At 71.4% G+C, this 23804-nt stretch carries 28 protein-coding genes and 1 riboswitch; of the genes, 16 read left to right on the top strand and 12 right to left on the bottom strand.

Annotated elements, in window-relative coordinates:
- Window positions 1-12: 12 nt before the first annotated feature.
- The 4 genes from SRB5_RS16145 to SRB5_RS37735 all read left to right on the top strand — a co-directional run bounded on the left by SRB5_RS16145 (window position 13) and on the right by SRB5_RS37735 (window position 2063).
- Window positions 13-927, top strand: a complete 915-nt coding sequence (locus SRB5_RS16145; protein WP_323377984.1) for an RNA polymerase sigma-70 factor — start codon at window positions 13-15, stop codon at window positions 925-927.
- Between the two features lie 58 nt (window positions 928-985).
- Entirely contained in the window at window positions 986-1177 is a 192-nt protein-coding gene (locus SRB5_RS16140; protein WP_153452672.1) for a helix-turn-helix transcriptional regulator, read from the top strand.
- Window positions 1167-1577, top strand: coding sequence for a hypothetical protein (locus SRB5_RS16135; RefSeq protein WP_153452671.1), 411 nt, complete (start codon window positions 1167-1169; stop codon window positions 1575-1577). The genes SRB5_RS16140 and SRB5_RS16135 overlap by 11 nt, the downstream gene beginning before the upstream one ends.
- A gap of 105 nt (window positions 1578-1682) precedes the next feature.
- The gene (locus tag SRB5_RS37735) at window positions 1683-2063 is read left to right on the top strand and encodes a peptidase inhibitor family I36 protein (protein ID WP_407703927.1); all 381 of its coding nucleotides are present in this window, start codon (window positions 1683-1685) and stop codon (window positions 2061-2063) included.
- Window positions 2064-2137: 74 nt separating this feature from the next.
- Here the strand turns inward: SRB5_RS37735 and SRB5_RS16125 are convergent, their stop codons facing one another.
- Window positions 2138-3073 carry a CBM35 domain-containing protein gene (locus SRB5_RS16125; protein WP_153452669.1) on the bottom strand — a complete coding sequence of 312 codons (936 nt, stop codon included), beginning with the start codon at window positions 3071-3073 and terminating at the stop codon, window positions 2138-2140.
- 226 nt (window positions 3074-3299) lie between these two features.
- Here SRB5_RS16125 and SRB5_RS16120 point away from each other — a divergent pair, with 226 nt between their 5' ends.
- Window positions 3300-3797 carry a lamin tail domain-containing protein gene (locus SRB5_RS16120; protein ID WP_153452668.1) on the top strand — a complete coding sequence of 166 codons (498 nt, stop codon included), beginning with the start codon at window positions 3300-3302 and terminating at the stop codon, window positions 3795-3797.
- A 31-nt stretch (window positions 3798-3828) separates the two neighbouring features.
- Here the strand turns inward: SRB5_RS16120 and cdgB are convergent, their stop codons facing one another.
- Window positions 3829-5469: a diguanylate cyclase CdgB gene (gene cdgB, locus SRB5_RS16115; RefSeq protein WP_153452667.1), complete on the bottom strand. Its 1641-nt coding sequence runs from the start codon at window positions 5467-5469 to the stop codon at window positions 3829-3831.
- Window positions 5470-5789: 320 nt separating this feature from the next.
- On the opposite strand from cdgB, the gene SRB5_RS16110 reads away from it, so the two are divergent.
- Entirely contained in the window at window positions 5790-6278 is a 489-nt protein-coding gene (locus tag SRB5_RS16110) for a flavin reductase family protein (RefSeq protein WP_153452719.1), read from the top strand.
- Between the two features lie 6 nt (window positions 6279-6284).
- Here SRB5_RS16110 and arfB read toward each other — a convergent pair whose 3' ends face one another.
- Window positions 6285-6749 carry an alternative ribosome rescue aminoacyl-tRNA hydrolase ArfB gene (gene arfB / locus SRB5_RS16105; protein WP_153452666.1) on the bottom strand — a complete coding sequence of 155 codons (465 nt, stop codon included), beginning with the start codon at window positions 6747-6749 and terminating at the stop codon, window positions 6285-6287.
- A 144-nt stretch (window positions 6750-6893) separates the two neighbouring features.
- On the opposite strand from arfB, the gene SRB5_RS16100 reads away from it, so the two are divergent.
- Both SRB5_RS16100 and SRB5_RS16095 read left to right on the top strand, forming a co-directional pair.
- A complete protein-coding gene (locus SRB5_RS16100) occupies window positions 6894-7469 on the top strand; it encodes a TerD family protein (RefSeq protein ID WP_153452665.1) in 576 nt (191 codons plus the stop codon).
- A gap of 91 nt (window positions 7470-7560) precedes the next feature.
- A complete protein-coding gene (locus tag SRB5_RS16095) occupies window positions 7561-7803 on the top strand; it encodes a GNAT family N-acetyltransferase (RefSeq protein WP_153452664.1) in 243 nt (80 codons plus the stop codon).
- Window positions 7804-7813: 10 nt separating this feature from the next.
- Here SRB5_RS16095 and SRB5_RS16090 read toward each other — a convergent pair whose 3' ends face one another.
- Entirely contained in the window at window positions 7814-8404 is a 591-nt protein-coding gene (locus SRB5_RS16090; RefSeq protein WP_228390083.1) for a Uma2 family endonuclease, read from the bottom strand.
- Between the two features lie 25 nt (window positions 8405-8429).
- Between SRB5_RS16090 and SRB5_RS16085 the strand changes: the two genes are divergently transcribed.
- Window positions 8430-8927: a hypothetical protein gene (locus tag SRB5_RS16085; protein WP_323378000.1), complete on the top strand. Its 498-nt coding sequence runs from the start codon at window positions 8430-8432 to the stop codon at window positions 8925-8927.
- Between the two features lie 10 nt (window positions 8928-8937).
- On the opposite strand, the gene SRB5_RS16080 is transcribed toward SRB5_RS16085, so the two are convergent.
- Window positions 8938-9600: a pentapeptide repeat-containing protein gene (locus tag SRB5_RS16080; RefSeq protein WP_153452661.1), complete on the bottom strand. Its 663-nt coding sequence runs from the start codon at window positions 9598-9600 to the stop codon at window positions 8938-8940.
- 96 nt (window positions 9601-9696) lie between these two features.
- On the opposite strand from SRB5_RS16080, the gene SRB5_RS16075 reads away from it, so the two are divergent.
- From SRB5_RS16075 to SRB5_RS16055, 5 genes are all read left to right on the top strand, one after another.
- Window positions 9697-10692 (top strand): zinc-binding dehydrogenase, encoded by a 996-nt coding sequence (locus SRB5_RS16075; protein ID WP_153452660.1) that lies wholly within the window; start codon window positions 9697-9699, stop codon window positions 10690-10692.
- A gap of 47 nt (window positions 10693-10739) precedes the next feature.
- On the top strand, window positions 10740-11117 hold the full coding sequence (locus SRB5_RS16070) for a hypothetical protein (RefSeq protein WP_153452659.1): 378 nt from the start codon (window positions 10740-10742) through the stop codon (window positions 11115-11117).
- 430 nt (window positions 11118-11547) lie between these two features.
- Complete coding sequence (locus SRB5_RS16065) at window positions 11548-12399, top strand: helix-turn-helix domain-containing protein (protein WP_153452658.1); 852 nt, start codon at window positions 11548-11550, stop codon at window positions 12397-12399.
- A gap of 15 nt (window positions 12400-12414) precedes the next feature.
- Window positions 12415-12984: a class IV adenylate cyclase gene (locus SRB5_RS16060; RefSeq protein ID WP_323377983.1), complete on the top strand. Its 570-nt coding sequence runs from the start codon at window positions 12415-12417 to the stop codon at window positions 12982-12984.
- Window positions 12985-13654: 670 nt separating this feature from the next.
- Window positions 13655-14182, top strand: coding sequence for a DUF6879 family protein (locus SRB5_RS16055; RefSeq protein ID WP_153452718.1), 528 nt, complete (start codon window positions 13655-13657; stop codon window positions 14180-14182).
- Between the two features lie 14 nt (window positions 14183-14196).
- On the opposite strand, the gene SRB5_RS16050 is transcribed toward SRB5_RS16055, so the two are convergent.
- From SRB5_RS16050 to SRB5_RS16035, 4 genes are all read right to left on the bottom strand, one after another.
- Complete coding sequence (locus SRB5_RS16050) at window positions 14197-15042, bottom strand: class II fructose-bisphosphate aldolase (protein WP_153452657.1); 846 nt, start codon at window positions 15040-15042, stop codon at window positions 14197-14199.
- Window positions 15042-15968: a 1-phosphofructokinase family hexose kinase gene (locus SRB5_RS16045; RefSeq protein WP_153452656.1), complete on the bottom strand. Its 927-nt coding sequence runs from the start codon at window positions 15966-15968 to the stop codon at window positions 15042-15044. Before SRB5_RS16045 ends, SRB5_RS16050 begins: the two co-directional genes overlap by 1 nt.
- A 129-nt stretch (window positions 15969-16097) precedes the next feature.
- A complete protein-coding gene (nagA, locus tag SRB5_RS16040; RefSeq protein ID WP_153452655.1) occupies window positions 16098-17237 on the bottom strand; it encodes an N-acetylglucosamine-6-phosphate deacetylase in 1140 nt (379 codons plus the stop codon).
- A complete protein-coding gene (locus SRB5_RS16035; RefSeq protein WP_323377982.1) occupies window positions 17237-18193 on the bottom strand; it encodes an ROK family protein in 957 nt (318 codons plus the stop codon). Before SRB5_RS16035 ends, nagA begins: the two co-directional genes overlap by 1 nt.
- A gap of 359 nt (window positions 18194-18552) precedes the next feature.
- On the opposite strand from SRB5_RS16035, the gene SRB5_RS16030 reads away from it, so the two are divergent.
- Window positions 18553-19791: an ABC transporter substrate-binding protein gene (locus tag SRB5_RS16030; protein ID WP_153452654.1), complete on the top strand. Its 1239-nt coding sequence runs from the start codon at window positions 18553-18555 to the stop codon at window positions 19789-19791.
- Window positions 19792-19840: 49 nt separating this feature from the next.
- On the opposite strand, the gene SRB5_RS16025 is transcribed toward SRB5_RS16030, so the two are convergent.
- A complete protein-coding gene (locus tag SRB5_RS16025; protein WP_153452653.1) occupies window positions 19841-20092 on the bottom strand; it encodes a DUF3263 domain-containing protein in 252 nt (83 codons plus the stop codon).
- Window positions 20093-20138: 46 nt separating this feature from the next.
- On the opposite strand from SRB5_RS16025, the gene otsB reads away from it, so the two are divergent.
- Entirely contained in the window at window positions 20139-21020 is an 882-nt protein-coding gene (otsB, locus tag SRB5_RS16020; protein ID WP_153452652.1) for a trehalose-phosphatase, read from the top strand.
- Here the strand turns inward: otsB and SRB5_RS16015 are convergent.
- Window positions 21017-22501, bottom strand: a complete 1485-nt coding sequence (locus SRB5_RS16015; RefSeq protein WP_153452651.1) for an alpha,alpha-trehalose-phosphate synthase (UDP-forming) — start codon at window positions 22499-22501, stop codon at window positions 21017-21019. The genes otsB and SRB5_RS16015 overlap by 4 nt on opposite strands.
- A gap of 36 nt (window positions 22502-22537) precedes the next feature.
- Entirely contained in the window at window positions 22538-23491 is a 954-nt protein-coding gene (locus SRB5_RS16010) for a glucosyl-3-phosphoglycerate synthase (protein WP_323377981.1), read from the bottom strand.
- Window positions 23492-23667: 176 nt separating this feature from the next.
- Window positions 23668-23804, top strand: a riboswitch (SAM riboswitch).

The raw sequence follows: 23804 nt of genomic DNA, 5'->3' as shown, positions 1-23804 counted from the left end.
GGGGGCGGGGCCGTGAGCAAGGTCGAGGAGTTCGAGGAGCTGCGTCCGCTGCTCTTCTCCATCGCCTACCGGATCCTCGGCAGCGTCGGCGAGGCCGAGGACGCGGTGCAGGAGGCGTGGCTGCGTTACGACGGGACGACCGCCCGTATCGAATCGCCCAGGGCCTACCTGTCGGCCACGGTGACCCGCCTCGCCATCGACGTACTGCGCTCCGCCCGCGTCCGGCGGGAGCAGTACGTCGGCCCCTGGTTCCCCGAGCCGCTGCTCGCCGACCCGTACGAGGACCCCGAGCGGGCCGCCGAGCTCGCGGACTCCGTGTCGATGGCCGCGCTGCTCCTGCTGGAGCGGCTCAGCCCGCTGGAGCGGTCGGTGTTCGTGCTGCGGGAGGTCTTCGGCTTCGGGTTCGACGAGGTCGCGGAGGCCGTGGGGCGCTCGCAGGAGGCGTGCCGGCAGCTCCTCGTACGGGCCCGGCGGCACATGCGCGAGGGCCGGCCGCGGTTCGAGGCGGACCGGGCGGAGCGGCAGGAGCTGGCGGACCGCTTCTTCGCCGCGCTGACGAACGGCGACGTCGGCGAACTCCGTACGCTCCTGGCCGCCGACGTCCAGCTGACCGGCGACGGCGGCGGAAAGGCTCCGCAGCTGGCCCGGGCGGTGAGCGGCCGCGACAAGGCGGCGCGGCTGCTGGCCTCCGTGCTGCCCCGACTGGCCCGGATCGGCGTCACGTTCGAGCAGCGCGAGATCAACGGCCGCCCCGGCGCGGTCTTCCACGACCGGGACGGGAGGGTGCTCCACACCCTGGTCCTCGAGGTACGGGACGGGGTCGTCCAGACGGTCCGCTCGGTGATCAACCCGGACAAGCTCGCCCACCTCGGCCCGGTGGCCGACGCGTGGGCCCTGGACCGCGAGGTGAAACGCCTGCGCTCTTGACCCGGCCGGGATGTCAAGGATACTTTCCATCACAACGGCGATGTAAAGGGTGCTTGACATGAGGAACGACGTCCGGGACCTCCGCAGGGCCAGGGGCCTCTCCCAGGAGCAGCTCGGCCGCGAGCTGGGGGTGTCCCGGCAGACGATCAACGCGATCGAGCAGGGCAGATACGCTCCGTCGCTTCCTCTGGCGATCCACCTCGCCCGCTTCTTCCGGCAGAGCGTTGAGGAGGTCTTCCATGTCGACTGAGCGCAGGACCCGCGTACGGGGCCGGCGCCGCTGGATCCCGGTGATCTGGTGCTGCCACGGCGGGGTGTACGTGGCGGTGTTCCTCGCCCGCGGCAGACCCCTCCCCGCGGCGCTCACGGCGGCGTTCGTCGCCCTGGTCGCCGTCGGGCTGGCGTTCGAGATGCGCGGCCCGATCGCCACGCAGCCCCGCCTGCTGGGCTGGGAGCAGGACGAGCGCCAGCAGCGGATCCACCAGCAGGCGATGGCCCTGGTGGGCTACGCGACGGTCGCGGGGGTCGCGATCGCGGGCTTCGTCGCGACCCTCACGCACGCGGCCGCGGCGTTCTGGCCGATGCTGGCGCTGGTCGCCCTGATCGCGGTGTACGGGGTGGGGCTGGCGGTGTTCCGGCGGTGGACGTGAAGCCCTGACCGGTGCTCGCGAATGAGGGTGTGTCTTCGATGCGCTCAGGCGGGCGGATGAAGGCCCTGCATCGCGGCGAACGCTCTCCGCTCCTTGGCGATTACCGTGAGGCATCATAGGCTCTATTGGTCCATACCAATAACCGATGGGGAGGGGACGACTTTGAGGCTGCGTCTCTTGGCTTTGGCGGGCGCCACCGCGCTCGCGACATTGGCCCTGAACGGAGGGCCGGCGGTGGCTGCGACGAAGTGTGCGAGCGGCTCGCTGTGCACCTGGTCGGGAACGAACTTCACGGGGACCAAGCACACGTACAACACATCACCTGGTTGCGGCCCCGCCTCCGGGCGATCCGTCTCGAACCAGAGTGGACACACGATCAGGGTTCACAGCAGCACGTCGTGCTACGGGAGCTATTTCACGCTCAAGTCGGGCTACTCCTCGAGCAGCACGCCGTTTGCGATCAAGAGCATCGCGGTCTATGGCTGAACCCGAACGGCCTGCCTGAAGGAGAGACTCCCCTTCAGGCAGGCCGTTTCAGGTTCGGTGCGGATTCGGCAGCGTCAGCCGAGAGGCTCGACGCCGTCCACGTTTTCCGTGATCGCGAGCTCGTCGACGGCCGCGTCGCAGGACGGGCCGCCCTTGTCGCAGTAGAGGGCGATCTCGTTGTCACCCTTGTTCAGGTTGACGTTGACCCAGGTCGTGACCCACTTGTCCCACCCCTCGCCCTTCTTGGCGCCGGAGTAGTTCTTCAGGTTGACGCCCGAGTGGTTCGGCTGGCCGTTGACCAGGAGCGGGAGCGTCGAGTCCTGGCCGGGGACGCTGTAGCGCAGGTGCAGCTTGTACGTACCCGCGTCCGGGACCTTGATCTTCCAGGCCGCCGACGCGCCCGGCGTCGTGAATCCCGTCACGTACGAGCCGCTCTTCGAACCCGGGTACTGCGTGGCCAGCGCCGCCCCGCCCGTCAGGGTCAGGTCGGCGGCCTTGCCCATCGGCAGCTCGCCGTCCGGGTCCTCCGTCGGCTCCGCCTTGTCCTTCTTGTCCTCGTCGTCGCCCGCCGGCGCCGTCGCCGACGAGTTCGGGCCGTCCTTCTTGTCGTCGTCCCCGCCGAACATCATCGCCGCGCCGATCGCCACCGCGACCGTCACCACGACCGCTATCGCGCCCAGCACCAGCGGGTTCCGCTGCGGGCTGTCGCCGCCTCCGCGGTGGCCGCCGTCGTAGCCGTAGTCGTCGTTCTGCGGGGCGTAGGACTGGCGGGGCGCGCCGCCGTACGTTTCCGGGGCGGCGTAGTGGGCCGCGGGCTGGCCGTACTGGCGCTCGCCCACCGCGCGGACCTGGTTGTACGAGGTGCGGGGCACACCGGGAGCCGGCTGCTGGCCCATGGCGGCCGTGTCGCCTGCCTGGGGGGCGCCGCCCTCCTGTCGGTACAGGTGGGCGAAGGGGTCGTCGTCCGCAGACGGCTGCGCACCCGCACCGCTGTTGTAGCCGTCCGTCATTGCCCTGTCACTCCCTGCTGGTACCTCATTCCGGCACACCGCCGACGAAGTGCGAGCCTACCTGTTCGATCGGTGGGGCCGTTCCCGTACCACATATCTCGGACGGAGGTCCCGGTCACAGGGCCTGTTGGGGTCGCCTTCCAACCCACTGCGCCCATGCCCGACTTGGGTCGTTGACGTACTGTCGTGCGCCTTCCACCCGTTCCATCGCATGTCAGGGAAACATATGCGCGTACGTCACATCATGTCCGGCGTAGCGACCGCCGCCACGCTGACCGTCCTGGCGACGGCCACCCCGGCGCAGGCCACGGAGTACAGCTCGGCGCTGAAGATCCTCGGCGTCCAGTACAACGCCCCGGGCACGGACAACAACAGCTGCTCCGGCGGCAATACGTACAAGGAGTACGTGACGCTCAAGAACTACAACAAGACCTCGACGCTCAACCTCAAGGGTTACGTCGTCAAGGACGCCGCGGGCAACAAGTTCACCTTCAAGGCGAACCACTACCTGCAGCCCGGCGACTACGTCCGCCTGCGCGGCGGCAACGGCACCGACTCCGACGGCGGCAACGTCGTCTACCGCGACAACTGCAACTTCCTGTGGAACAACGACAAGGACTCCATCAAGCTCTACAAGCCCTCCGGCGCCGGCTCCGACTCGCACTCCTACACGGCGAGTACGGCCGACCGCGACGGCAACGGGTACATCACGTACCACGGTTGACCCGCCCGCACCGAACCCCGCCGGGCGTGCCTCACCCCGCCCGGCGATGGGCCTTGCCGCGGCGCTTCTCCGCGTACATCAGCTGGTCCGCGGACGACAGGACCTCCTTGACGGACATCCCGCACGCCGCCCAGCCCACCCCCACGCTGACGCCGACCCGCACCGTACGGCCGTCGTCGAGGCGGATCGGGGGGATGATCGTGTTCCGCAGCCGCAGGCAGAGGTCCGCGGCCTCCTGCGTGCCCAGGCCGTCCGCCAGGACCACGAACTCGTCGCCCCCGAGGCGCGCCACCGTGTCCCCGTCGCGGACCGCCGCCGTCAGCCGGTGCGCCACCTCGACCAGCACCGCGTCGCCCGCGTTGTGGCCGTAGTGGTCGTTGATCGCCTTGAAGCCGTCGAGGTCGCAGAAGAGCACCGCGAGGCCCCTGGTCGCGACGTCGTCGTCGGCCGGCGCCACCGCGTGCGTGTGCCTCGGCTCGTACGGGGCCCTGGCCGCCGCCGCCCACTCGTCGGCGTTCGCCGGGTAGAAGTGCCCGCCCGTGTCGGCGGGGTCCTCCAGCGGCGTCAGATGCGTGGCCCCCGCGTACACCTCGGGCACCCGGTCGCAGAGCCGGGCCGTCAGGCGCGCGCGCAGCTCGGCGCTGTTCGGCAGGCCCGTGAGCCCGTCGTGGCTGGCGCGGTGGGCCAGATGCAGCTCGCGGTGCTTGCGCTCCTCGATGTCCTCGACGTGCGTCAGCAGATACTGCGGGCCGTCGGCCGCGTCGGCGACGACGGAGTTGCGCAGGGAGGCCCAGACGTACGAGCCGTCCCGCCGCATCATCCGCAGCTCCGCCCGCCCGCCCTCGGCGAACGTCCGCATCAGCGTGCCCACGTCCTCCGGATGGACCAGGTCGGAGAAGGACAGCCGGCGCAGCGCCGCGGGCGCCCGGCCCAGCAGCCGGCACAGCGCGTCGTTCGTACGGATCAGCCGCCCGTGCTGGTCACCGCCGAGCTCGGCGACGGCCATCCCGCTGGGCGCGTACTCGAACGCCTGCCGGAAGCTCTCCTCCGACGCCCGCAGCGCCTGCTGCTCGCGCTCGAGGCGGACCAGGGCGCGCTGCATGTTGGCCCGCAGCCGGGCGTTGCCGATCGCGATCGCCGCCTGGGACGCGTACAGCTGCAGCGCCTCGCGGCCCCACGGGCCCGGTATCCGGCCGCTCAGCGGCTTGTCCACGGAGAGCACGCCCAGGAGCTCGCGGCCCGAGTCGTACATCGGGGCGAAGAGCCGGTCACCGGTGCACCAGTCGCCCGGCGTGACGGGATACGGGCAGGTCGGATGGGTCTGCGGGACGTCGTCGGCGTCCAGCACCCAGCCCTCGGAGTGCGGGATGAAGCGCAGCTCGCCCCAGCGCTCGCCCATGTTCAGCCGGCGCTCCCAGGAGGCGCGCGAGCCGACCCGGCCGGCCAGCATGGCCTCGGCGGCCGGACTGCCGGCGATCGCGGCGATGACCAGGTCGCCCTCCTGACGGACCAGGTTCACCGCGGACTGCTCGTAGCCGAGAGCGGTCACCAGACCGTCCGCCACACTCTGCAGCGTGTCGGCCATGCTGCGCGCGGTGTTCAGTTCGGCCAGCACCTGGTGCAGCCGGCGAAGGCTCGCCAACCGCACATACGGCTCCGCCTCGGTATCCATCAACGCTCTCCCTGAGCAAACGCCCCCGTAGCCACTCTGGAATCTGGTCACTCCGTTGCCGTTGCCCACTGAATCACAGTGTGCTGCCCCTCCGGTACACAGGGTCAGCACATAACCGCACTCTGTGACTCAAGTCACAGTGACCTCGCCGGGGTTCACCTGCCTGGTGTTGTGTCGAATGCCACTGGTCCTAGGACCGTCATGGGCCCAATGCCCGATACCGGGGGCCGACCGGCCCTATTACCGTTCATGACGTGCTGCAGAAGAGCCCTGGGCTGACTCATCCTGTTGGGGTGAGCGAGGATGAGTTCCGCGCCGCCATGTCGCGGCTGGCCGCGGGCGTGGTGCTGGTGACCGCGCGCGAGGACGCGTCGGAGGAGCTCGGCGACCTCACGGTCGGTGAGGACATCGGGATGACCGCGACGGCGTTCCTCTCCGTGTCCCTGGACCCGCCGCTGGTGATGGTCTCGCTGCGCAACGGCTCACGGATGGACGATCTGCTCGACGAGCAGCCGCTGTGGGGGGTGTCGGTGCTCTCGGAGAGCCAGCGGCACATCGCCGGGCGGTTCGCGATGAAGGGGCGGATCAGCGACCGGCTGCTGTTTGAGGACATTCCGTACGCGCGGGGGTCCGCGACGGGCGCTCCGCTGGTACGGGGGGCGCTGGCGACGCTGGAGTGCCGGACCGAGCAGCGGGTGGTCGCGGGGGATCACACGCTGGTGATCGGGCGGGTGCTGACGGCGGCGGTGCCGAGCGCCGAGGGCGGGCCGCTGGTGTACTTCCGGGGGCGGTACCGGACGCTGGGGTGACCCCGGTCAGTCCCAGCCGCCGCCCGCGCGGCCGCGCTTCGTCTGGGAGCGCTGCTTCTTCTCCCTCAGCCTGCGTTCGTTGATCCCCCGGGGGATCTTCGTCTTGCGCCGGGGCTTGGGCGGGGGCGCGGTGGCCTCCGCGAGGAGGGCGGCGAGCTTGACGGCGGCGGACTCGCGGTTGCGCCACTGCGAGCGGTGCTCGCTGGCCCGTACGGCGATGACGCCACCGTCGATCAGGCGGCCGGCGAGGCGTTCGAGGGCGCGGTCCTTCCACACCTGCGGCAGCGCGTCCGTCGCGGCGAGGTCGAAGCGGAGCTCCACCTGGCTGTCGCTGGTGTTCACGTGCTGCCCGCCGGGGCCCGAGGACCTGGAGAAACGCCAGACGAGCTCGGCCTCGGGGAGCGAGACGGAGCCCCGGACGACGTGGCGGCCCGGGGCGTGACCCCCGGTGCCGGGACTGTGGGCGGACATGCTCTTATGATCCCGTCCCGGTGTTCGATGTGTCACCTGGATAAGCCGGGCGGGGCGGAACCGCCGAAACCCTCCCGGCGTTCCGATAGGTGACGGTAGCTTCGAGCCAACCGGCTGCCGGAAACGACTAGGAGGGGACTTCCCATGGCTGTAAGCCTGTCCAAGGGCGGCAATGTCTCGCTGACCAAGGAGGCTCCGGGGCTGACCGCCGTGACCGTGGGCCTCGGCTGGGACGTCCGTACGACCACGGGCACGGACTTCGACCTCGACGCGAGCGCCATCGCGGTGAACCCGAGCGGCAAGGTCTACTCCGACAAGCACTTCGTGTTCTTCAACAACAAGGCCACGCCCGACCAGACGATCATGCACACGGGTGACAACCTGACGGGTCAGGGCGAGGGCGACGACGAGCAGATCAACGTCAACCTGGCCGCGCTGCCGCCGGACATCGAGAAGATCGTCTTCCCGGTCTCGATCTACGACGCGGAGACCCGCGCCCAGAACTTCGGCCAGGTCCGCAACGCGTACATCCGGATCATCAACCAGGCCGGCGGCACCGAGATCGCCCGCTACGACCTCTCCGAGGACGCGGCGACGGAGACCGCGATGGTCTTCGGCGAGCTCTACCGCAACGGCGCCGAGTGGAAGTTCCGCGCCGTCGGCCAGGGCTACGCCTCGGGCCTCGCGGGCATCGCCCAGGACTTCGGCGTGGGCGTCTGACGCCTTTGCCTGTTCCGCGTACGCCCCCGGCCGTCCGGCCGGGGGTTTTCGCGTTCCGGGTCGCCCCCTAGCCTGGGGGCCATGCGCCTCGATGATCTTCACGCCTCGGACCTGGACGGGCCGCTGCTCACCGAACTCACCGGTGTGCCGCCGGCTGGCGACGGCGCTGGAGGACCGCTTCCGCGCGGAGGGGCGTCCGGGGGCGCGGCTGGCGGTGCTGGAGGGGAATACGCGGGCGATGTCGTTCTGGACGTCGCTGGGGTACGAGGTGATCGATCACCGCCGGGATCAGGGGATGGGGCGGGAGTGCGCGGTGATGCAGAAGGGGTTTTGAGGGGGCGGTCTCAGAACTCGCTGGTGTCGAGGTCGAAGCCGAGGGGGTCGGGGAGGGTGATCGTCTTGGAGATGGTGACGGTGACGTCCCGGGTGTAGTGCTCGCCGGACGGCTCCGAGTAGAGGCTGACGGTTCCGGCCTCGCGGTCGACGAGCAGGTAGAAGGGGATTCCGGCGCGGGCGTATCCGCGGCGCTTCGCCAGGCGGTCGTTCGTCACGGTGGACGGTGCGGTGACTTCGCCGACCATCACCACCTCCGCCGGGTCCTGATACTCGAGCTTGTTCCCGTAGATGCCGCGCGGCGCGACGACGAGGTCGGGTGCGACTCTGCCGTCGGGGTCGGTGCCCGGGAGCAGGAGTCCGAGGCCCGTGCGGGTCGACCAGCCCTTGTTTGTACGGTGCTCCACCATCTGCTCGACCAACAGGCCGACGACCCTCGCGTGTGCGCCGGTCCCCGGGGGTCGTACCTGAATGTCCCCTTCGATCAGCTCCACGCGCCACCCTTCCGGGGCTGCCGAGCTCAGCGCTTCGAAGGCCTCCCCGACCGACTCGGCCGTGCTCCGGGCGCCGGCATGGGGCGCGTCATGCGGATGAGCTGACATGGAAACCTCCGTGGGATCATCGACCGTGCTCGACATCGGCTACAGCCTCTCCTCCCGTCACCCCGATCCGCCGCAGACCGACTACCGGGCCGCGGACGTGCGAGCGCTGCGGCACGATCTGTTCTGCGGGGACGTGTATCTCGCCGATACCGACACCGACCGGGAGCTGTCCACAGCCTGGGGATGGGTGCCCGTGCTCGACTTCGCGTGGGCGCTGTGCGACATCGCCGAGGAGCTCGACCGGGATCCGCTCGGGAGCCGGGCGTCGCGGGCGCAGCGGGCGGAGTTCGACTTCACCGAGTCCACCGACCGGCTCCGCTTCGAGCGGCGCTTCGGGTGGGTCGACGTACGGGCCGACTGGCAGGGCGACGGGGAGCCGCCGCTGCAGCTCTCGTACACCGAACTGCGCCGCGAGGTACGGGACTTCCTGCACGACGTCGTCGCCGACCTCACCGACATGCACGAGGGGCTGGCGCACAACCCGGTGATCTGGGACCTCCAGGCCCGCTTCCCCCGTATCTGACGCCCCGCGCTCAGACCGCCCGCACCTCCACCCCCGCCTGCGCCGCGAACGCCGGCGCCAGGTCGAACAGCTGCTCGGGGCTGATCACCGCCCCCCGCATCCGGTCCAGCCCCCGCCCCACCGACAGCTCCCGCGCCCCCCGCAGATCGACGTCCGCGAGCACCGCCTGCGACAGGTCGGCGCCCCGCACCGAGCTGCCGGGGAAGGCGACCCGCGTCAGCTTCGCCTCCTGGAAATTCGGCTCGACCAGCACACAGTCCTCGAAGACGACGTCCGTCAGCTGAGCCCCGTGCAGATTGAGGAACTCCGACTTCCCGCCCCGGATCACCACCCGCTCGAACACCGCCCCGTGCAGCTGCACCCCGCCCAGCCGCGCGTCGGTCACCTCCACGTCCCGCAGCGTCGCGTCCGCCAGATCCGTCCCCGTCCCCCGCACGCCCTCCAGCGCGCTGTCGATGAACCGCGCCGCCGTCAGCCGCGCGTCGTCCAGCACCACCCCCCGCAGCGCGCAGTCCAGGAACCGCGCCCCCGCCCCGTCCTGCCGCGTCAGATCGAGCCCGGCGAACTCCACCCCGTCGTAGTCCCCGTCCGGCTCCAGCTCCCCGCCGTCGAACGGCCGCAGCACCGGCAGGCGGACGTCGGGCAGGCGCGGGGTCTTCCGTCGGTTGCTCATACGCCCATCCTGACGCACGGGTCCGACATCGCCGCTTGACCTCAACCAGGGTTCAGGCCGGACGCTGGAACCAGACCCCAGGGAAGGAACCCCCGCATGCACGCCGTCCGACTCCACGCCTTCGGCCCCGCCGAGAACCTCACGTACGAGAAGGTCCCCGACCCCGTCCCCGCCCCCGGCGAGGTCCGCGTCGCCGTCGCGGCAGCCGGCGTCCACCTCCTCGACACGGCCCTGCGCGAGGGCGGCGGCCCCGGCCCGTACCCCCCGCCGGACCTGCCCACCATCCCGGGCCGGGAGATCGCCGGCACCGTCGACGCGCTCGGCGAGGGCACCGACCCGGCGTGGCTCGGCAAGCGGGTCGTGGCGCACATCGGGATGCGGCCCGGGGGATACGCGGAGCTCGTCACGACCGAGGCCGGGCGGCTGCACGAGATCCCGCCGGGGCTCGACGAGGCGGCGGCCGTCGCGATGATCGGCACCGGGCGGACGACGATGGCGTTCCTGCACTTCGCGGAGCTCACCCCGGCGGACGTCGTCCTGGTGACGGCGGCGGCGGGCGGGGTCGGCTCGCTGTTCGTGCAGTACGGGCGCAACCTCGGCGCCACGGTCGTCGGCCTGGCGGGCGGCCCGGCGAAGGTCCGCCGGGTGACGGAGCTGGGCGCGGACGTCGCGGCGGACTACACGGACCCGTCGTGGCCCGCGCGGGTCACCACCGCCCTGGCCGGCCGCACCCCCACGGTCCTGCTGGACACCGTGGGCGGCGGCGCGGCCCGCGCCGCCCTCGACCTCCTGGGCAAGGGCGGCCGTCACCTGATCCTCGGCTGGTCCTCGGGCGCCCCGCTGGAGGTCCCGGAGGAGGAGCGGCACCGTCGCGGCATCACGTCCCGCTCGGTCCTGGGCCCGAACTGGCTCGACGCGATCGGCGGCGTGAACCCCCTGCGCCGGATGGAGGAGGCGGCCCTGACGGAGGCCGCCGCGGGCCGCCTGACCCCGGCGGTCCAGCGCTTCCCCCTGGCCGGGGCGGCGGCGGCCCACCGCGCGCTGGAGGGGCGGGGGACGATGGGGAAGGTGGTGCTACTCACCGGGATCTGAGTAGCTGAGCGCTGGCGGCCCCACCGTCTCGGACGGACGCTGAAGACATGCCCGAGGGACTGCGCGAACCGCTGATGTACGTCGCCCTGACCGCCGTCGCGGCGGCCTCCTGGGCGGCCTGGCTGGGCTGGGACCAGCACCGCGACACCCACGCGGACGGCACGGAGACGGGCCCGTACGCGGCGTGGCAGGTGATCGGCCTCGCGCTGACCCTGCTGCTCCCGCTGCTCTGGTCGGCCACGCACGGCCACGCGACGGCGGCGGTGCTGGGGATCACGTCGGGGCTGGCCCTCGCGTCGTACGTGGACTGGTCGGACGACGCGAGCGGCCTGTACGTGATCGGGGTGGCCCTGCTGACGGTGGGCACGCTCACGGCGACGGGGGTGATCGCGGCGGTGGCGAGGTCGGCGATTGGGTCGCGGTGAGGCGGGCCCGTCCGTAGGGCGAGAGCTTGGCCCACATCGGACCTGTGCCCGAGCAGCAGGCCGGACACGATGGGTCCACTTATCGCTGGATTCCCTCCCCGCGACAGCGCGGGCAGGCGCAGGGAGGCCATCTGGGAAAGAAGTCCGGGATGCATGCGGCCGGATGGATCTCCCGAGTGGGTCCCCAGGTGCGTCCGCCGTCGCGGGAGACCCGCAGGGTGAGGAGGGGGCGTCGCGGGGGCGGTTCGGTGTCGCGCTGTTCCATGTCGTTGGTTCCTTGCGGTCGGTATTCCCCGGATCGGCTCGTGGGACCCCCGGGGTTCATCACATTTGGTGAGCATCCGCTCTCTGCATGTAGCGATTCGATCCCCCGGCGGTAATCTCACCGTGAGATGAGTTCTGATCCGATACGTGGATCCGGGGGCACACCATGCCGACCGTTCTGGTGCCGATCGATCTGCCCGACTGGGCTTGGGAGCGGGCGGAGTTACGCCAGGCCCTGCGCCGAAGGGACATCCGTACCGTCTTCCGACGCATCCAGCAATACGCGGGCGCCAGCCAGGCCAGGATTGCGGCGGCTACGGGGATGACGCAGTCACGCGTCAACGAGATCATCAACGGTCGGCGCGAGGTATCCCGGCTCGACGTCTACGAACGGATCGCCGACGGGCTTCGGATGCCCGACGACGCACGGCATCTGCTCGGCCTGGCGGCTTCCCGGGAGAAGCGCTCGGGTGGCGCCGCATTCGACCTCACCGCCTTTCCCGAAGTGGTCCGTGTCTACGCCTCCCAGGGCTCGGCGGCGGCGGAGATCCAGCAGCAGGTACGCGAGACGGAGCGGCTCGACGTACTCGCCGTCAGGGGCCTGGGGCTGGTCGGTCTCAACGACAGCCTTCTACGGGCATGTTTGGCGCGAGACGAGGACAGCGCTGGGCTGCGCGTACGGGTACTGCTGCTCGACCCGGACTCCGAGGCACTCGCCCGGCGCGCGGCGGAGATCGGGGAGTCCGTCGAGTCCCTCGCCGCCGGTGTACGCCTGACCGAGGCTCGGCTGCGGGAACTCGCCGACCGGTGCGACATCAAGGTCTACCGGTACCGCATGCTCCCCACCTGGCGGCTGATCCGAACAGGCTCCACGATGTTCGTCGGAGCCTTCGACGCCGGCTGGGAGGGCCACGAGTCGGCGACGTACAAGGTGATGGCGACAGCCCATGGGCCGCTGTACCGCGGGTTCAGCCGCATGTTCGAGGCGATCGTCGACGGCGCCGACCGCACGGTCTGACCGGAAGGGGACAGCGTGATCGAGGCAGAGCTCAAGGCGCGGGTACGGGAGCCCGAGGCTGTGGCGGACCTTCTCGAGGAGCGTGCTGCCGCAGAGGTCGCGGTGTACCGGGACACCTACTACGACCTTCCGGACGGCTTGCTCGAGAACGCCGGGAAGGAGCTGCGCGTACGGACGGTCCAGGGCTCGGGTGGCACCCGTACGGTCCTCACCTACAAGGGCGTAGCCGTAGACGAAGACTCTGGCTCGAAGCCCGAACACGAGACGGCCGTCGCCGACGCGGAGGCCGTGCATGCCATCGTGTGCGGGATGGGCTATGTCCCGGTCATCGCCTTCGAGAAGCACTGCCGGAACCACGCCTTCGAGGCGCGGGGCAGGCGGATGCTGGCCACGCTCGTCCGCGTACCGGACATCGACGGTACGTACCTGGAGATCGAGACGCTGGTCGAAGAACCCGACGTCCCGGCGGCCTTGGCGGACATCCGCGCCGTGTTCAGCGGCTTGGGTATCGGACCGGAGGATCTGACGCTTGAAACGTACACCGAAGCGGTGGCCGCGCGGCGCCGTGCAACTGATGCTTCATGACGCGGTGTTATGCGGGGCGATCGCTGTCCCCGGTCGACGGGGGATCGCTGGCGGCAGGTGAAACAACGCGGCTTTCGAGACCGCTGTAGGACAGCTGCTCCTGGTACCAACGCTCGCTCTCGGCGTTGCGGAAGTCGAGTTTGTGCCAGCGGGATGCCCGGAAGCCGGGCACGGAGCGCCAGTAGCCGGCGAGGGTGCAGAGGTGATTCCAGTCATTGCGGAGGCGCTCCAGCCGTTCCTCGGCTCGCACACGCTTTTCCAGTTCGCTGGGCTTTGGCGGCGGAGGGACTCCGATCGGGACGCGGACGCGGCCGGGAGTGCCCCGGAAATCGCCCACTCCGCGTCGAGCACCAATGTGGCAACCGCTTCTGCCAGTGCGGCGGCGGTGACGGACTCCTCGCTGCCCGAGGCGTGTGTGCCTTCCGCACGCTCCAGTCGGGGCAACAGGAAATCACCGATCTCCCACACCATGTCGATCGTCAGCTCATCGGCGTATCGCGGACTGTTCCCCGCCGGATCGACATCGCTCATCAAGCTGCCTCCACCTGCCCGGCCTTGCACTGTACATGGGTGTCATCCGTGAATTCCAGGCTCGAGTCCTTCACCATCGGGAGCAAGGGAGGCAGTGATCCCGTTCGTGTTCATCGGAGTCGATCCCGGGAGGCCGATGATGTCCTCAAGTGTTGCTGCGTTCGATGAACTGCTCGGTATCGCCAGGCACACCGCCGTGCACCTGGAGATGCGGGACGTCTACGCGGTCGATTACGAACACCCCCACTTCACGCAGTGGAGAGAGACCGGCATCCGCACCATCGACCCGATGCCGGACTACTTCCGGCATTGGGTCGATCTCATCCGCCGAACGGTGGCGCGCGGCGTAACCGTGCGACGGGCACGCATCGTGTCCGAGCCGGTCAGTGAGTACATCCGCTACGAGCATGCCGGTACGCCGATCAACCTCGCGGCAGGAGAGCGGGTGTGCTGGTTGCCGCGACGCCGCGCCTCGGATCTCGCCCTGCCCGGCAATGACTTCTGGCTGATCGACAGGACGATCGTCCGCTGGAACCACTTCACCGGCGAGGGCGCTTCCGCCGGCGGAGAGATGTCCGACGACATGGCGGTGGTCACCCTGTGCGCGACCGCCTTCGAAGCGGTGTGGAAGCGAGCCGTTCCGCACGCCGAGTACGAGATCCGGTGAGCCGTTACCGGACATCACCCCGCCCCGCTCACCACCCGCAAAAACCGCTCCACCGTCCCCGCCATCTCCTCCCGAGCCCGCGCCAGATACCGCCGCGGATCCACCCCCCGCGCATCCTCCGCCAGGTACCCCCGCACGGCCCCGGTGAACGCCGTGTTCAGCGCCGTCCCGATGTTGATCTTGCGCATCCCCGCAGCCACCGCCCGGCCGATCTCCGCGTCCGGCACCCCCGACGAGCCGTGCAGCACCAGCGGGACCGGGACCGCGTCCCGCAGCGCGCCGATCAGGGCGTGGTCCAGCACCGCCGTCCGCTCCGTCATCGCGTGCGACGAGCCCACCGCCACCGCCAGCGCGTCCACCCCCGTTGACGCGACGTACGACGCCGCCTCCGCCGGGTCCGTGCGGACGCCGGGGGTGTGGGCGTCCAGGGGGGTCTCGCCCGCCTTGCCGCCCACGCGGCCCAGCTCCGCCTCCACCCAGATGCCGTGGGCGTGGCCCCAGCGGACCGCCTCGGACGTGGCCCGGACGTTGTCCGTGTACGGGAGCTTCGAGGCGTCGTACATCACCGAGCTGAAGCCCTCCGCGTGCGCCTGGTGGAGCAGGTCGGGCGAGACGACGTGGTCGAGGTGGAGGGAGAGGTCGGCCGAGGACAGGCGGGCCACCGCGGCGGTGGCGGCGGCGATCGGGGCCAGGCGTCCGCCGTGGAACTTCACCGCGTTCTCCGAGAGCTGCAGGATCGCCGGGAGCCCCGCCGACTCCGCGCCCGCGGCGATCGCCTCCGCGTGTTCCAGCGTGATGACGTTGAACGCGGCCACGCCGCCGGACGCGGCGATCAGGGACGCGGTCGGGACCAGCGGCATCAGCGGCTCCTCAGGGCTACGGGCTCGACCCGCTCGAGCAGCGCGTCGTACGTCCTTCGGTCGAACTCCCCCGCCGCCGGCGCCGCCACCGTCGCCGCCGACAGCGCCACCGCGCGGGCGAGCCGCGACGGCCACGGCAGGCCCTCCGCCAGCGCCGACAGCAGGCCCGCGACCGCCGAGTCGCCGGCGCCGGTGGGGTTGCCGGCGATCGTCTCCGGCACCGCCGCCCGCCAGGCGCCGTCCGGGGTGACCGCCAGCATCCCCTCGGCGCCCAGCGAGGCCACGACCGCCCCGGCGCCGCGTCTGCGGGCGTCGCGGGCGGCGCGTACCGGCTCCGTGGACCCGGTGAGCTGGGCCAGCTCGGCGGCGTTGGGCTTGACCAGGTCGGGGCGGGCGGCGATGCCCCGGCGGAGGGGTTCGCCGCTGGTGTCCAGGAGGACGGGGATCCCGGCGGCGCGGGCGCGGCGGATCAGGTCGGCGTACGCGCCCACCGGGAGGCCCGGGGGCAGGGAGCCGCAGAGGGCGACGGCGGCGGCGCCGGAGAGCAGGGTGGCGTAACGGGCCAGGAACGCGCCCCATTCACCGGGGGTGATCTGGGGGCCGGGTTCGTTCAGCTGGGTGGTGTCGCCCGTGGAGGCGTCGACCACGGCGACCGTGCGGCGGGTGGTGCCGGCGGTGGGAACCAGCTCGTCCCGTACGCCCGTGGACGCGGCGAGCAGCGTGCGCAGCACCGCGCCGGTGGCCCCGCCGACCAGCCCGGTGACGACCGTCTCGTGGCCGAGGGCGGCCAGTACGCGGGCCACGTTGAGGCCCTTGCCGCCGGGGCGTTCGGCGACTTCCGTGACCCGGTTCGTCTCGTGGGCACGCAGCCGGGGCACCCGGTACGTGAGATCGAGTGCCGCGTTGAGCGTGACGGTGAGCAGCATAAGTGCGAATGATCATGCCAAAGCGGCGGCGACACGCCCAGACTCCGGGCGCGTCGCCGCCGTCATCGATACCGCATCGTGCTCTTTGGTGATCGCGAAGAGGGTGATCCAATCACCCAAACGCACGATTCAGGGCCGTACGACCCACTCGCCCTTCCGCATCACGCCCACCAGGGTGAACCCCTCGTCCAGCACCACCAGGTCCGCGTCCTTGCCCGGCTCCAGCGAACCGATCCGGTCGTACGCCCCCAGCAGCCGCGCCGGGTTGGCGCACAGCGCCTTCACCGCGTCCTCCACCGCGATCCCGTCGACCGTCACCGCCCGCCGCAGCGCCGTGTCCAGGGTGAGCGTCGAGCCGGCGATGGAGCCGGAGGTGGGGCCGCCGTGGATGCGGGCCACGCCGTCCTTGACCTCGACCTCCATCGGGCCCAGCGGATACATCCCGTCGCCCATCCCGGCCGCGCCCATCGCGTCCGTGATGAACGCGACGCGGTCGGCGCCCGCGGCGCGGAACGCCAGCTCCAGCACCGAGGGGTGCAGATGCGTGCCGTCGTTGATCAGCTCGACGGTGACCCGCTCGTCCTCCAGCAGCGCCGCGATCGGGCCGGGCGCGCGGTGGCCGAGGGCCGGCATCGCGTTGAACAGGTGCGTGGCGACCGTGGCGCCGGCCTCGACGGCCTCGCGGACCGCGTCGTACGTGGAGTCGGTGTGCCCGACGGCGGCGATCACCCCCTGCTCGGCGAGGAGGCGTACGGAGTCCAGCCCGCCGGGGAGCTCGGGCGCCAGGGTCATCATCCGCGCCGTCCCGGCCGCGGCGTCGACGAGCTTGCGCACGTCCGCCGGGTCGGGGTCGCGCAGCAGCCCGGGCTGGTGGGCGCCGCAGCGGTGCGGGGAGATGAAGGGGCCCTCGAAGTGGATGCCGGCCAGCTCGCCCTGCTCCACCAGCTCCGCCAGGGACGCGGCCTGCCGGGCGAGGTCGCCGAGCTCACCGGTGACGGTGGACGCGAGCATGGTCGTGGTGCCGTGCCGGCGGTGGGCGTCGATCACCTTCATCGACTCGGCGCCGTCGCCGGAGGAGAAGGAGGCGCCGCCCCCGCCGTGGACGTGGATGTCGACGAACCCGGGGACGATCCAGTGTCCGGTGAGGTCCAGCCCGGGGCCGCCGGCGGGCTCGGCGATGCGGTGGCCCTCCACCGCGACCGTGCCGTTGTCGACGACTCCCGAGGGCAGCACCACGCGGGCGCCGGTGAGTTCCATGCGGTCCCGCATCAGGCGGTTACCTCCGTTTGGCGAGCGGCCGATTGACGAGCGGCGAGGAGATCCCAGGCGAGCAGCCCGGCGCCGAGACAGCCGGCGGCGTCGCCGAGCTCGGCCGGGATGATCCCGGGATGATTCTGGAAGGTGATACGGGCCTCGACCGCCTCCCGCAGCGGTACGAACAGCGTGTCGCCGGCCTCCGCGAGGCCGCCGCCGACCACGATCGCCGCCGGGTCGAGCAGGGTGATGCCGGTGAGCAGCCCGTCGGCGAGGGTGTCGACCGCGTCCCGCCAGACCGCGGCGGCGCGCTCGTCGCCCGCCTTGACGGCCGCGGCGCAGTCGGCGGCCGTGGCGTCCGGGTCACCCGAGGCGGTGGCCCAGGCGAGGCCGACGGCGGAGGCGGACGCGTACCGCTCGAGGCAGCCGCGCTGGCCGCAGCCGCACTCGATGCCCCCGGGGCGGACGACGATGTGGCCGATCTCCCCGGCCGCCCCGCCGGCGCCGGGCTCGATGCGGCCCTCGATGCCGATGGCGGCGGCGATGCCGGTACCGAGCGCTATGAACAGGAACCGTTCGATGCCGCGGGCGGCGCCGATCCGGCCCTCGGCGAGGCCGCCGGTGCGCAGGTCGTGGCCGATGGCCACGGGGAGGCCGCCGAGGCGGTCGCCGATCAGGGTGCGGAAAGGAACGTTCCGCCAGCCGATGTTGGCGGAGAACACGGCCACGCCGTTCGCCTCGTCCGTGATGCCCGGGACCGCCACGCCGGCCGCCGCCGGGGGTTCGCCGAAGCGGCGCAGGCCCTCGGCCGCGAGCTCCTCGGCGTAGTCCAGCACCGCCGCGACCACCGCGTCCGGTCCGCGGTCGCGGCCGGTGTCGCGGCGGGACTCGTACAGCAGCGCGCCGTCCGCCCCGACGAGGGCGGCCTTCATCCCGGTGCCGCCCACATCGAGGGCGATGACGTGTCTCACGGGGGACAGTGTCGCGTGTGAGACCGGGAGAGGTCTAGTCCAGTCAGGGGATCGGCCGGTAACTCGCGTCACGATCATGACGGAAGTCACACGCGGATCACCCTCCCGGAAAAGTTGCTCTTCGTGTGCGGATGAATCCTGTCGGTGGTACGGCGGGGTCAGAGGGGGTGCTGGGCCAAACGCTGTGCAAAAGCTTTGGGGAGGGCGTTGCGGAAGCGATACGGCCATGGTGTAGACCTGGGCATGGTCGAGTGGGGAAGCTCTGTTCTCACGGTTCTAAACATCCTGTTTTTGAGGTGAGCGGTACGGTGCAACGGCGTCGGTTCTTGAGCGTGGCGGCGGCGGGTGTGGCTTCGGCCATGAGCATGTCGCTCTCCGGATGCGGCATGGCGGGCGGCAGCGACGGCGAGGAGGAAGTCGTCCTCAAGATGATCGCGGCCGACTACGGCAAGCCCGGGACCAAGACCAGTTCCAAGTACTACTGGGACGATCTGGCGGAGGAGTTCGCCAACAACAACCCGGGGCTGAGCGTCGACATCAAGGTGCTCGACTGGAAGGACGTCGACGCCGAGGTCAAGAAGCTGGTCGACGCCGGCACCCCGCCGGACCTGGCGCAGATCGGCGCGTACGCCGACTACGCGGACCAGGGCGAGCTGTACACCCTGGACGAGGTCCTCTCCATCCCGACCCAGTCGAACTTCGTCGCCTCCCTGGCCGAGGCCGGCGAGGTCAAGCGCACCCCGTACGGGCTGCCCTTCGTCTCCAGCTCCCGGCTGCTCTTCTACAACAAGCGGCTGTTCCTCGACGCCGGGCTGAGCGCCGACAAGGGCCCGCAGAGCTGGGAGGACATCGCCCACGACGCCCAGGTGCTGAAGGCCAACGGGGTGAAGACGCCCTTCGGCCTGCCGCTCGGCCCCGAGGAGGCGCAGGGCGAGGCCCTGCTGTGGATGCTCGGCAACGGCGGCGGCTACACCGACGAGGTCGGCGGCTACAACCTGGACTCTCCCGAGAACATCGAGACGTTCAAGTGGATCCAGCAGAACCTCACCGGCCAGGGCCTGTCGACCAAGAACCCGCGGGCCACCAACCGCCAGCAGGTGTTCGACGAGTTCCTCAAGGGTGACGTCGGCATGTTCTTCGGCCACCCGACGCTGATGCGCGACGCCCAGGACCAGGGCATCGACCTCGGCATCGTCTCCGCGCTGCCCGGCAACGGCGGCCCGGCCGCGTCCACGATGGGCGTCGTCGACTGGATGATGGCGTTCAAGAAGAACAACCACCAGAAGGCCATCGGCAAGTTCCTCGACTTCGTCTTCAGCGACGACAAGGTGCTCCAGTTCGCCACCCGCTACGACCTGCTGCCGACCACCGTCAGTGGTGTGAACCGGCTGCGCCGCGAGCGCGAGGACCTGGTGCCCTTCCTCACGCAGCTCGAGTCGGCCGTCTTCTACCCCGCGGAGAAGACGTCCTGGGCGGCGGTCGCGGCGTCGATCAAGGAGAAGATAGGCAAGGCGGCCACCTCCGGCGGCGACCCCGAGGAGATCCTCGGCGATCTGCAGGCCGAGGCGCAGAAGGCGTCGCAGCTCAAGGAGGAGTAGTCCTCCCCGTTCCGCTTACGAAGAGGCCGGCGCCCGACGCGCCGGCCTCTCAGCGTCTGCGGGCCCGGCGGGCCTCGCGTATCCGGCGCAGCCGGTTGACCGTCACCGGATCGGCCGCCAGCGCGCGGGCGTCGTCCAGCAGGGCGTTCAGCTGCTGGTAGTAGCTCGTCGGGGAGATCCCCAGCCGCTCGCGTATCGCCCGCTCCTTGACGCCCGGCCCCGGCCACGAGCGGCGCTCGAAGGCGAGGATGTCCCCCTCGCGGGCGGTCAGCCCGCTCCTCTCCTCGTCTGGTGCCGTCATGCCTTCGACCCTACCGGCGGGCACTGACACGGGTAGGGTCACGGACATGGGCAGTCCCACGCTTCCCCCCGCGGTTCCCCGGCCCGTCACCGCCCACGGGCGGGCAGGGCTCGCGGAGTTGCTCGCCGATCCCCGGCGGGCCCTGGTCGCGCTCGACTTCGACGGCACCCTCGCGCCGATCGTCCCCGACCCGGACCAGGCCCGCGCCCACCCCGCCGCCGTCGCCGCGCTCGGCGCGCTCGGGCCCTCGGTCGGCTCCCTCGCCGTGATCACGGGCAGACCGGCGTCGGTCGCCGTCCGGTACGGAGGCTTCGCGGGGGCGCCCGGCCTGGAGCGGCTGGTCGTCCTCGGGCACTACGGCGCCGAACGCTGGGACGCCGCGACGGGCCTGGTCAGCGCCCCCGAACCGCCGCCGGGGGTGGCCGCCGCGCGGGCGGAGCTGCCGGGGGTGCTGGACCGGGCGGGCGCCTGGCACGGCACGTGGATCGAGGACAAGGGCGGCCGGGCGGTCGCCGTCCACACCCGGCGGGCGACCGATCCGGGGGTGGCCGTGGAGCTGCTGCGCAAGCCGCTGGAGGAGCTGGCGGCGCGGCACGGGCTCGTGGTCGAGCCGGGGCGGTTCGTGCTGGAGCTGCGGGCCGGGGGGATGGACAAGGGCGTGGCGCTGGCGGAGTACGTCCGCGAGTGCGGCGCCCACACGGTGGTGTACGCGGGCGACGACCTCGGCGACCTGGCGGCGTTCGACGCGGTGGACGAGCTGCGGGCGCAGGGGCTGTACGGGCTGCTGGTGTGCAGCGGCAGCGACGAGGTGACGGCGCTGGCGGAGCGGGCGGACGTGGTGGTCGACGGCCCGGAGGGCGTGGTGGGGCTGCTGGGGTCGGTGGCCGGCGCCCTGTCCGACGAGGGCCCCGCTCTACGGGGGCTCTAGTCCCGCAGGGCCTCCAGCTGGGCCAGGAACCAGGACTGCGGGGGGAGGGCGGTCGCGGCGGCGGCGAGGCGTTTGGTGCGTTCGGCGCGCTCCTCCGGCTCCATCGTCAGGGCCTCGTGCAGCGCGGCGGCGGTGGCCTCGATGTCGTACGGGTTGACCGTCAGCGCGCCCTCCGCCAGCTCCTCCGCGGCGCCGGCCTCCCGGGAGAGGACCAGGGCGCAGCCGTCGTCGGACACCACCGGGACCTCCTTGGCGACGAGGTTCATGCCGTCGCGGATCGGGTTGACCAGGGCCACGTCCGCCAGCCGGTACGCGGCCAGGGAGCGGGCGAAGTCGTCCTTGACGTGCAGGATCACCGGGCGCCAGGTCGCGGTGCCGTACGTGTCGTTGATCGTCCCGGCGACCCTCGCGACCTCGGCGGTGTAGTCGCGGTAGACGGCGAGGTCCTGGCGGGAGGGGTAGGCGAACGCCACGTGGACGACGTTTTCGCGCCACTCGGGGTGGGTCTCGAGGAGGCGGGCGTAGGCGTGCAGGCCGCGGACGATGTTCTTCGACAGCTCCGTACGGTCGACGCGGACGATCACCTTGCGGCCGTCGCCGATCTCCTCGCGCAGGGCGGCGAGCCGTTCGCCGACGTCCGGGCGGTGGGCGCGTTCGCGCAGGAACGCGGCGTCGGCGCCGAGGGGGTGGACGTCGACGTCGGTGGTGCGGGTGGGCGGCAGCTGGGTGCGCGTGTGCTCGACGTACCAGCGCTGGGGGGTGACGCCGTGGGTGGTGGTCACCGACATGTGGTCCCAGCGGCCCGCGCACTCCGAGGTGAAGGCGCTCGCCCAGCGCCGGGTGAGGAACCCCAGCCGGTCGGCGCCGAGCATCCCCCAGATGAGCTGGTCGCGGACGTCGTCCGGGAGGATCCGCAGATACTCCGGGGGCGCCCACGGGGTGTGCGAGAAGTGGCTGATCCGTACGTCCGGACGGCGCTCGCGGAGCATTCCCGGGACGAGCGCCAGATGGTAGTCCTGGACGAGCACCGCCGCCCCGTCCGCCGCCTCCTCGGCGAGGGCGTCCGCGAAGGCCGCGTTGTACGTCTCGTACGCCGCCCACTGCTCGCGGAACGCCGCGTCGAAGACCGGCTCCAGCGGGATCTGGTAGAGCATGTGGTGGACGAACCACAGCACCGAGTTGGCGATCCCGTTGTACGCCCCGTCGAACACCCCCGGATCGATGTCGAGCATCCGCACGGCCTGCCCGCCGGTGTCCGCCGGATCGAGCCTCCCGCCCGTCCGCCGCACCGCCTCCCGGTCCGCGTCCGACAGCGCCGCGCACACCCACACCGCCCCGGCGTCCGGCCCGATCGCGCTGAGCCCCGACACCAGCCCGCCGCCGCCGCGCTTCGCGGTCAGCGCCCCGTCGTCGGCGAGCCCGTACGACACGGGACCGCGATTGGACGCGACGAGTACCTCGGCTCCGCGCTCAGCGACCATTCCCCGAGCCTAGCCCCGCGGACCCCGCCGCAAACGTCACGCCGCCCGCCGCCGCACGTACTCCTCGACGAGCCGCATCGGCGGCCGCTCCTCCGTGTCGATCTCGTACGTGTGCGGTACGAAAGCGCCCTCCGGCGAGCGCTCGAACTGCGTCAGCCGGGGGCGTACGAGGTGGCCGCGGGACAGGCGCAGCTGGGCGGTGCGGTAGATGGCCGCCGCCATCCGGCCCAGCGCCCGGCCGTCCTGGTGGCGGTGGCGGCGTACCCCCACGTCGACCTGCGCCATCGCGTCCAGGCCGACGGTGTGCAGCGTGTCGACGAGGAGGGCGAGCTCCACTCCGTAGCCGACGGGGAACGGCAGGCGTTCCAGCAGTGAGCGGCGGGCGGCGTACTCCCCGCCGAGCGGCTGGACGAAACCCGCCAGCTGCGGCCAGTGCAGATTGAGCAGCGGCCGCGCCACCAGCTCCGTCACCCGGCCGCCCTCCCCGGGGCGCCCGTCCAGCGGCCGGTCGTACATGGCCTTCACGAACGACACGTCCGGATCGGTGAGCAGCGGCCCCACGATCCCCGCCACCAGCGCCGGATCGAACTCCCGCAGATCGGCGTCGACGAAGGCGACGATCTCCCCGGAGGTGGCCAGCAGCGACCGCCACAGCACCTCGCCCTTGCCCGGCAGCGCCGGCAGCCGGGGCAGGATCTCGTCCCGGTGCACGACCTTCGCCCCCGCCGCCGCGGCGACCTCGGCGGTCCGGTCGACGGAGCCGGAGTCGACCACGATCAGCTCGTCGACCAGCGGCACCTCCTCTATCAGCGCCCGGCGGATCGCCCCGGCTATCACGCCGACGGTCTCCTCCTCGTCGAGGGCGGGCAGCACCACGCTGACGGTCCCCCGCGGGCCCAGCGCCTGCTTGGCCGCGAGGAGCGCGGGCAGGGGCCGGTCCGCCGCCTGGCCCGACCGGGCGGTCAGCCAGTGCTCCACCTCGTCCAGCACGTGCTACCTCCGGTCTCGGTACGAATGTGACGTGTCTCGCGGTTCGGACGACTATCTCAACAGTCGCTGCTGTCGGTTACAGTCTTGAACAGCGCGTGTGACCACCGCATGTCGGGGTCGATCGAGTCCGTGTCGACGCCCGTTCGAGCGCACTCGTGTGAAAAACAACTGCATACCGCTCATCCAGAGGGGCAGAGGGAACGGCCCGTTGAAGCCCCGGCAACCCTCCGACCGGTCCTTTTTCACGAAGGCCCACGGCGGAGATGGTGCCAATTCCGTCCTGCGGCGAAATACGCCGCGGGGAAGATGAGGA

The sequence above is a fragment of the Streptomyces smaragdinus genome, from assembly GCF_009604385.1.
GTDB lineage: Bacteria > Actinomycetota > Actinomycetes > Streptomycetales > Streptomycetaceae > Streptomyces > Streptomyces smaragdinus.
Note: the sequence above shows the minus strand (reverse complement) of the source record. Positions and strands in the feature narration are given on the sequence as shown.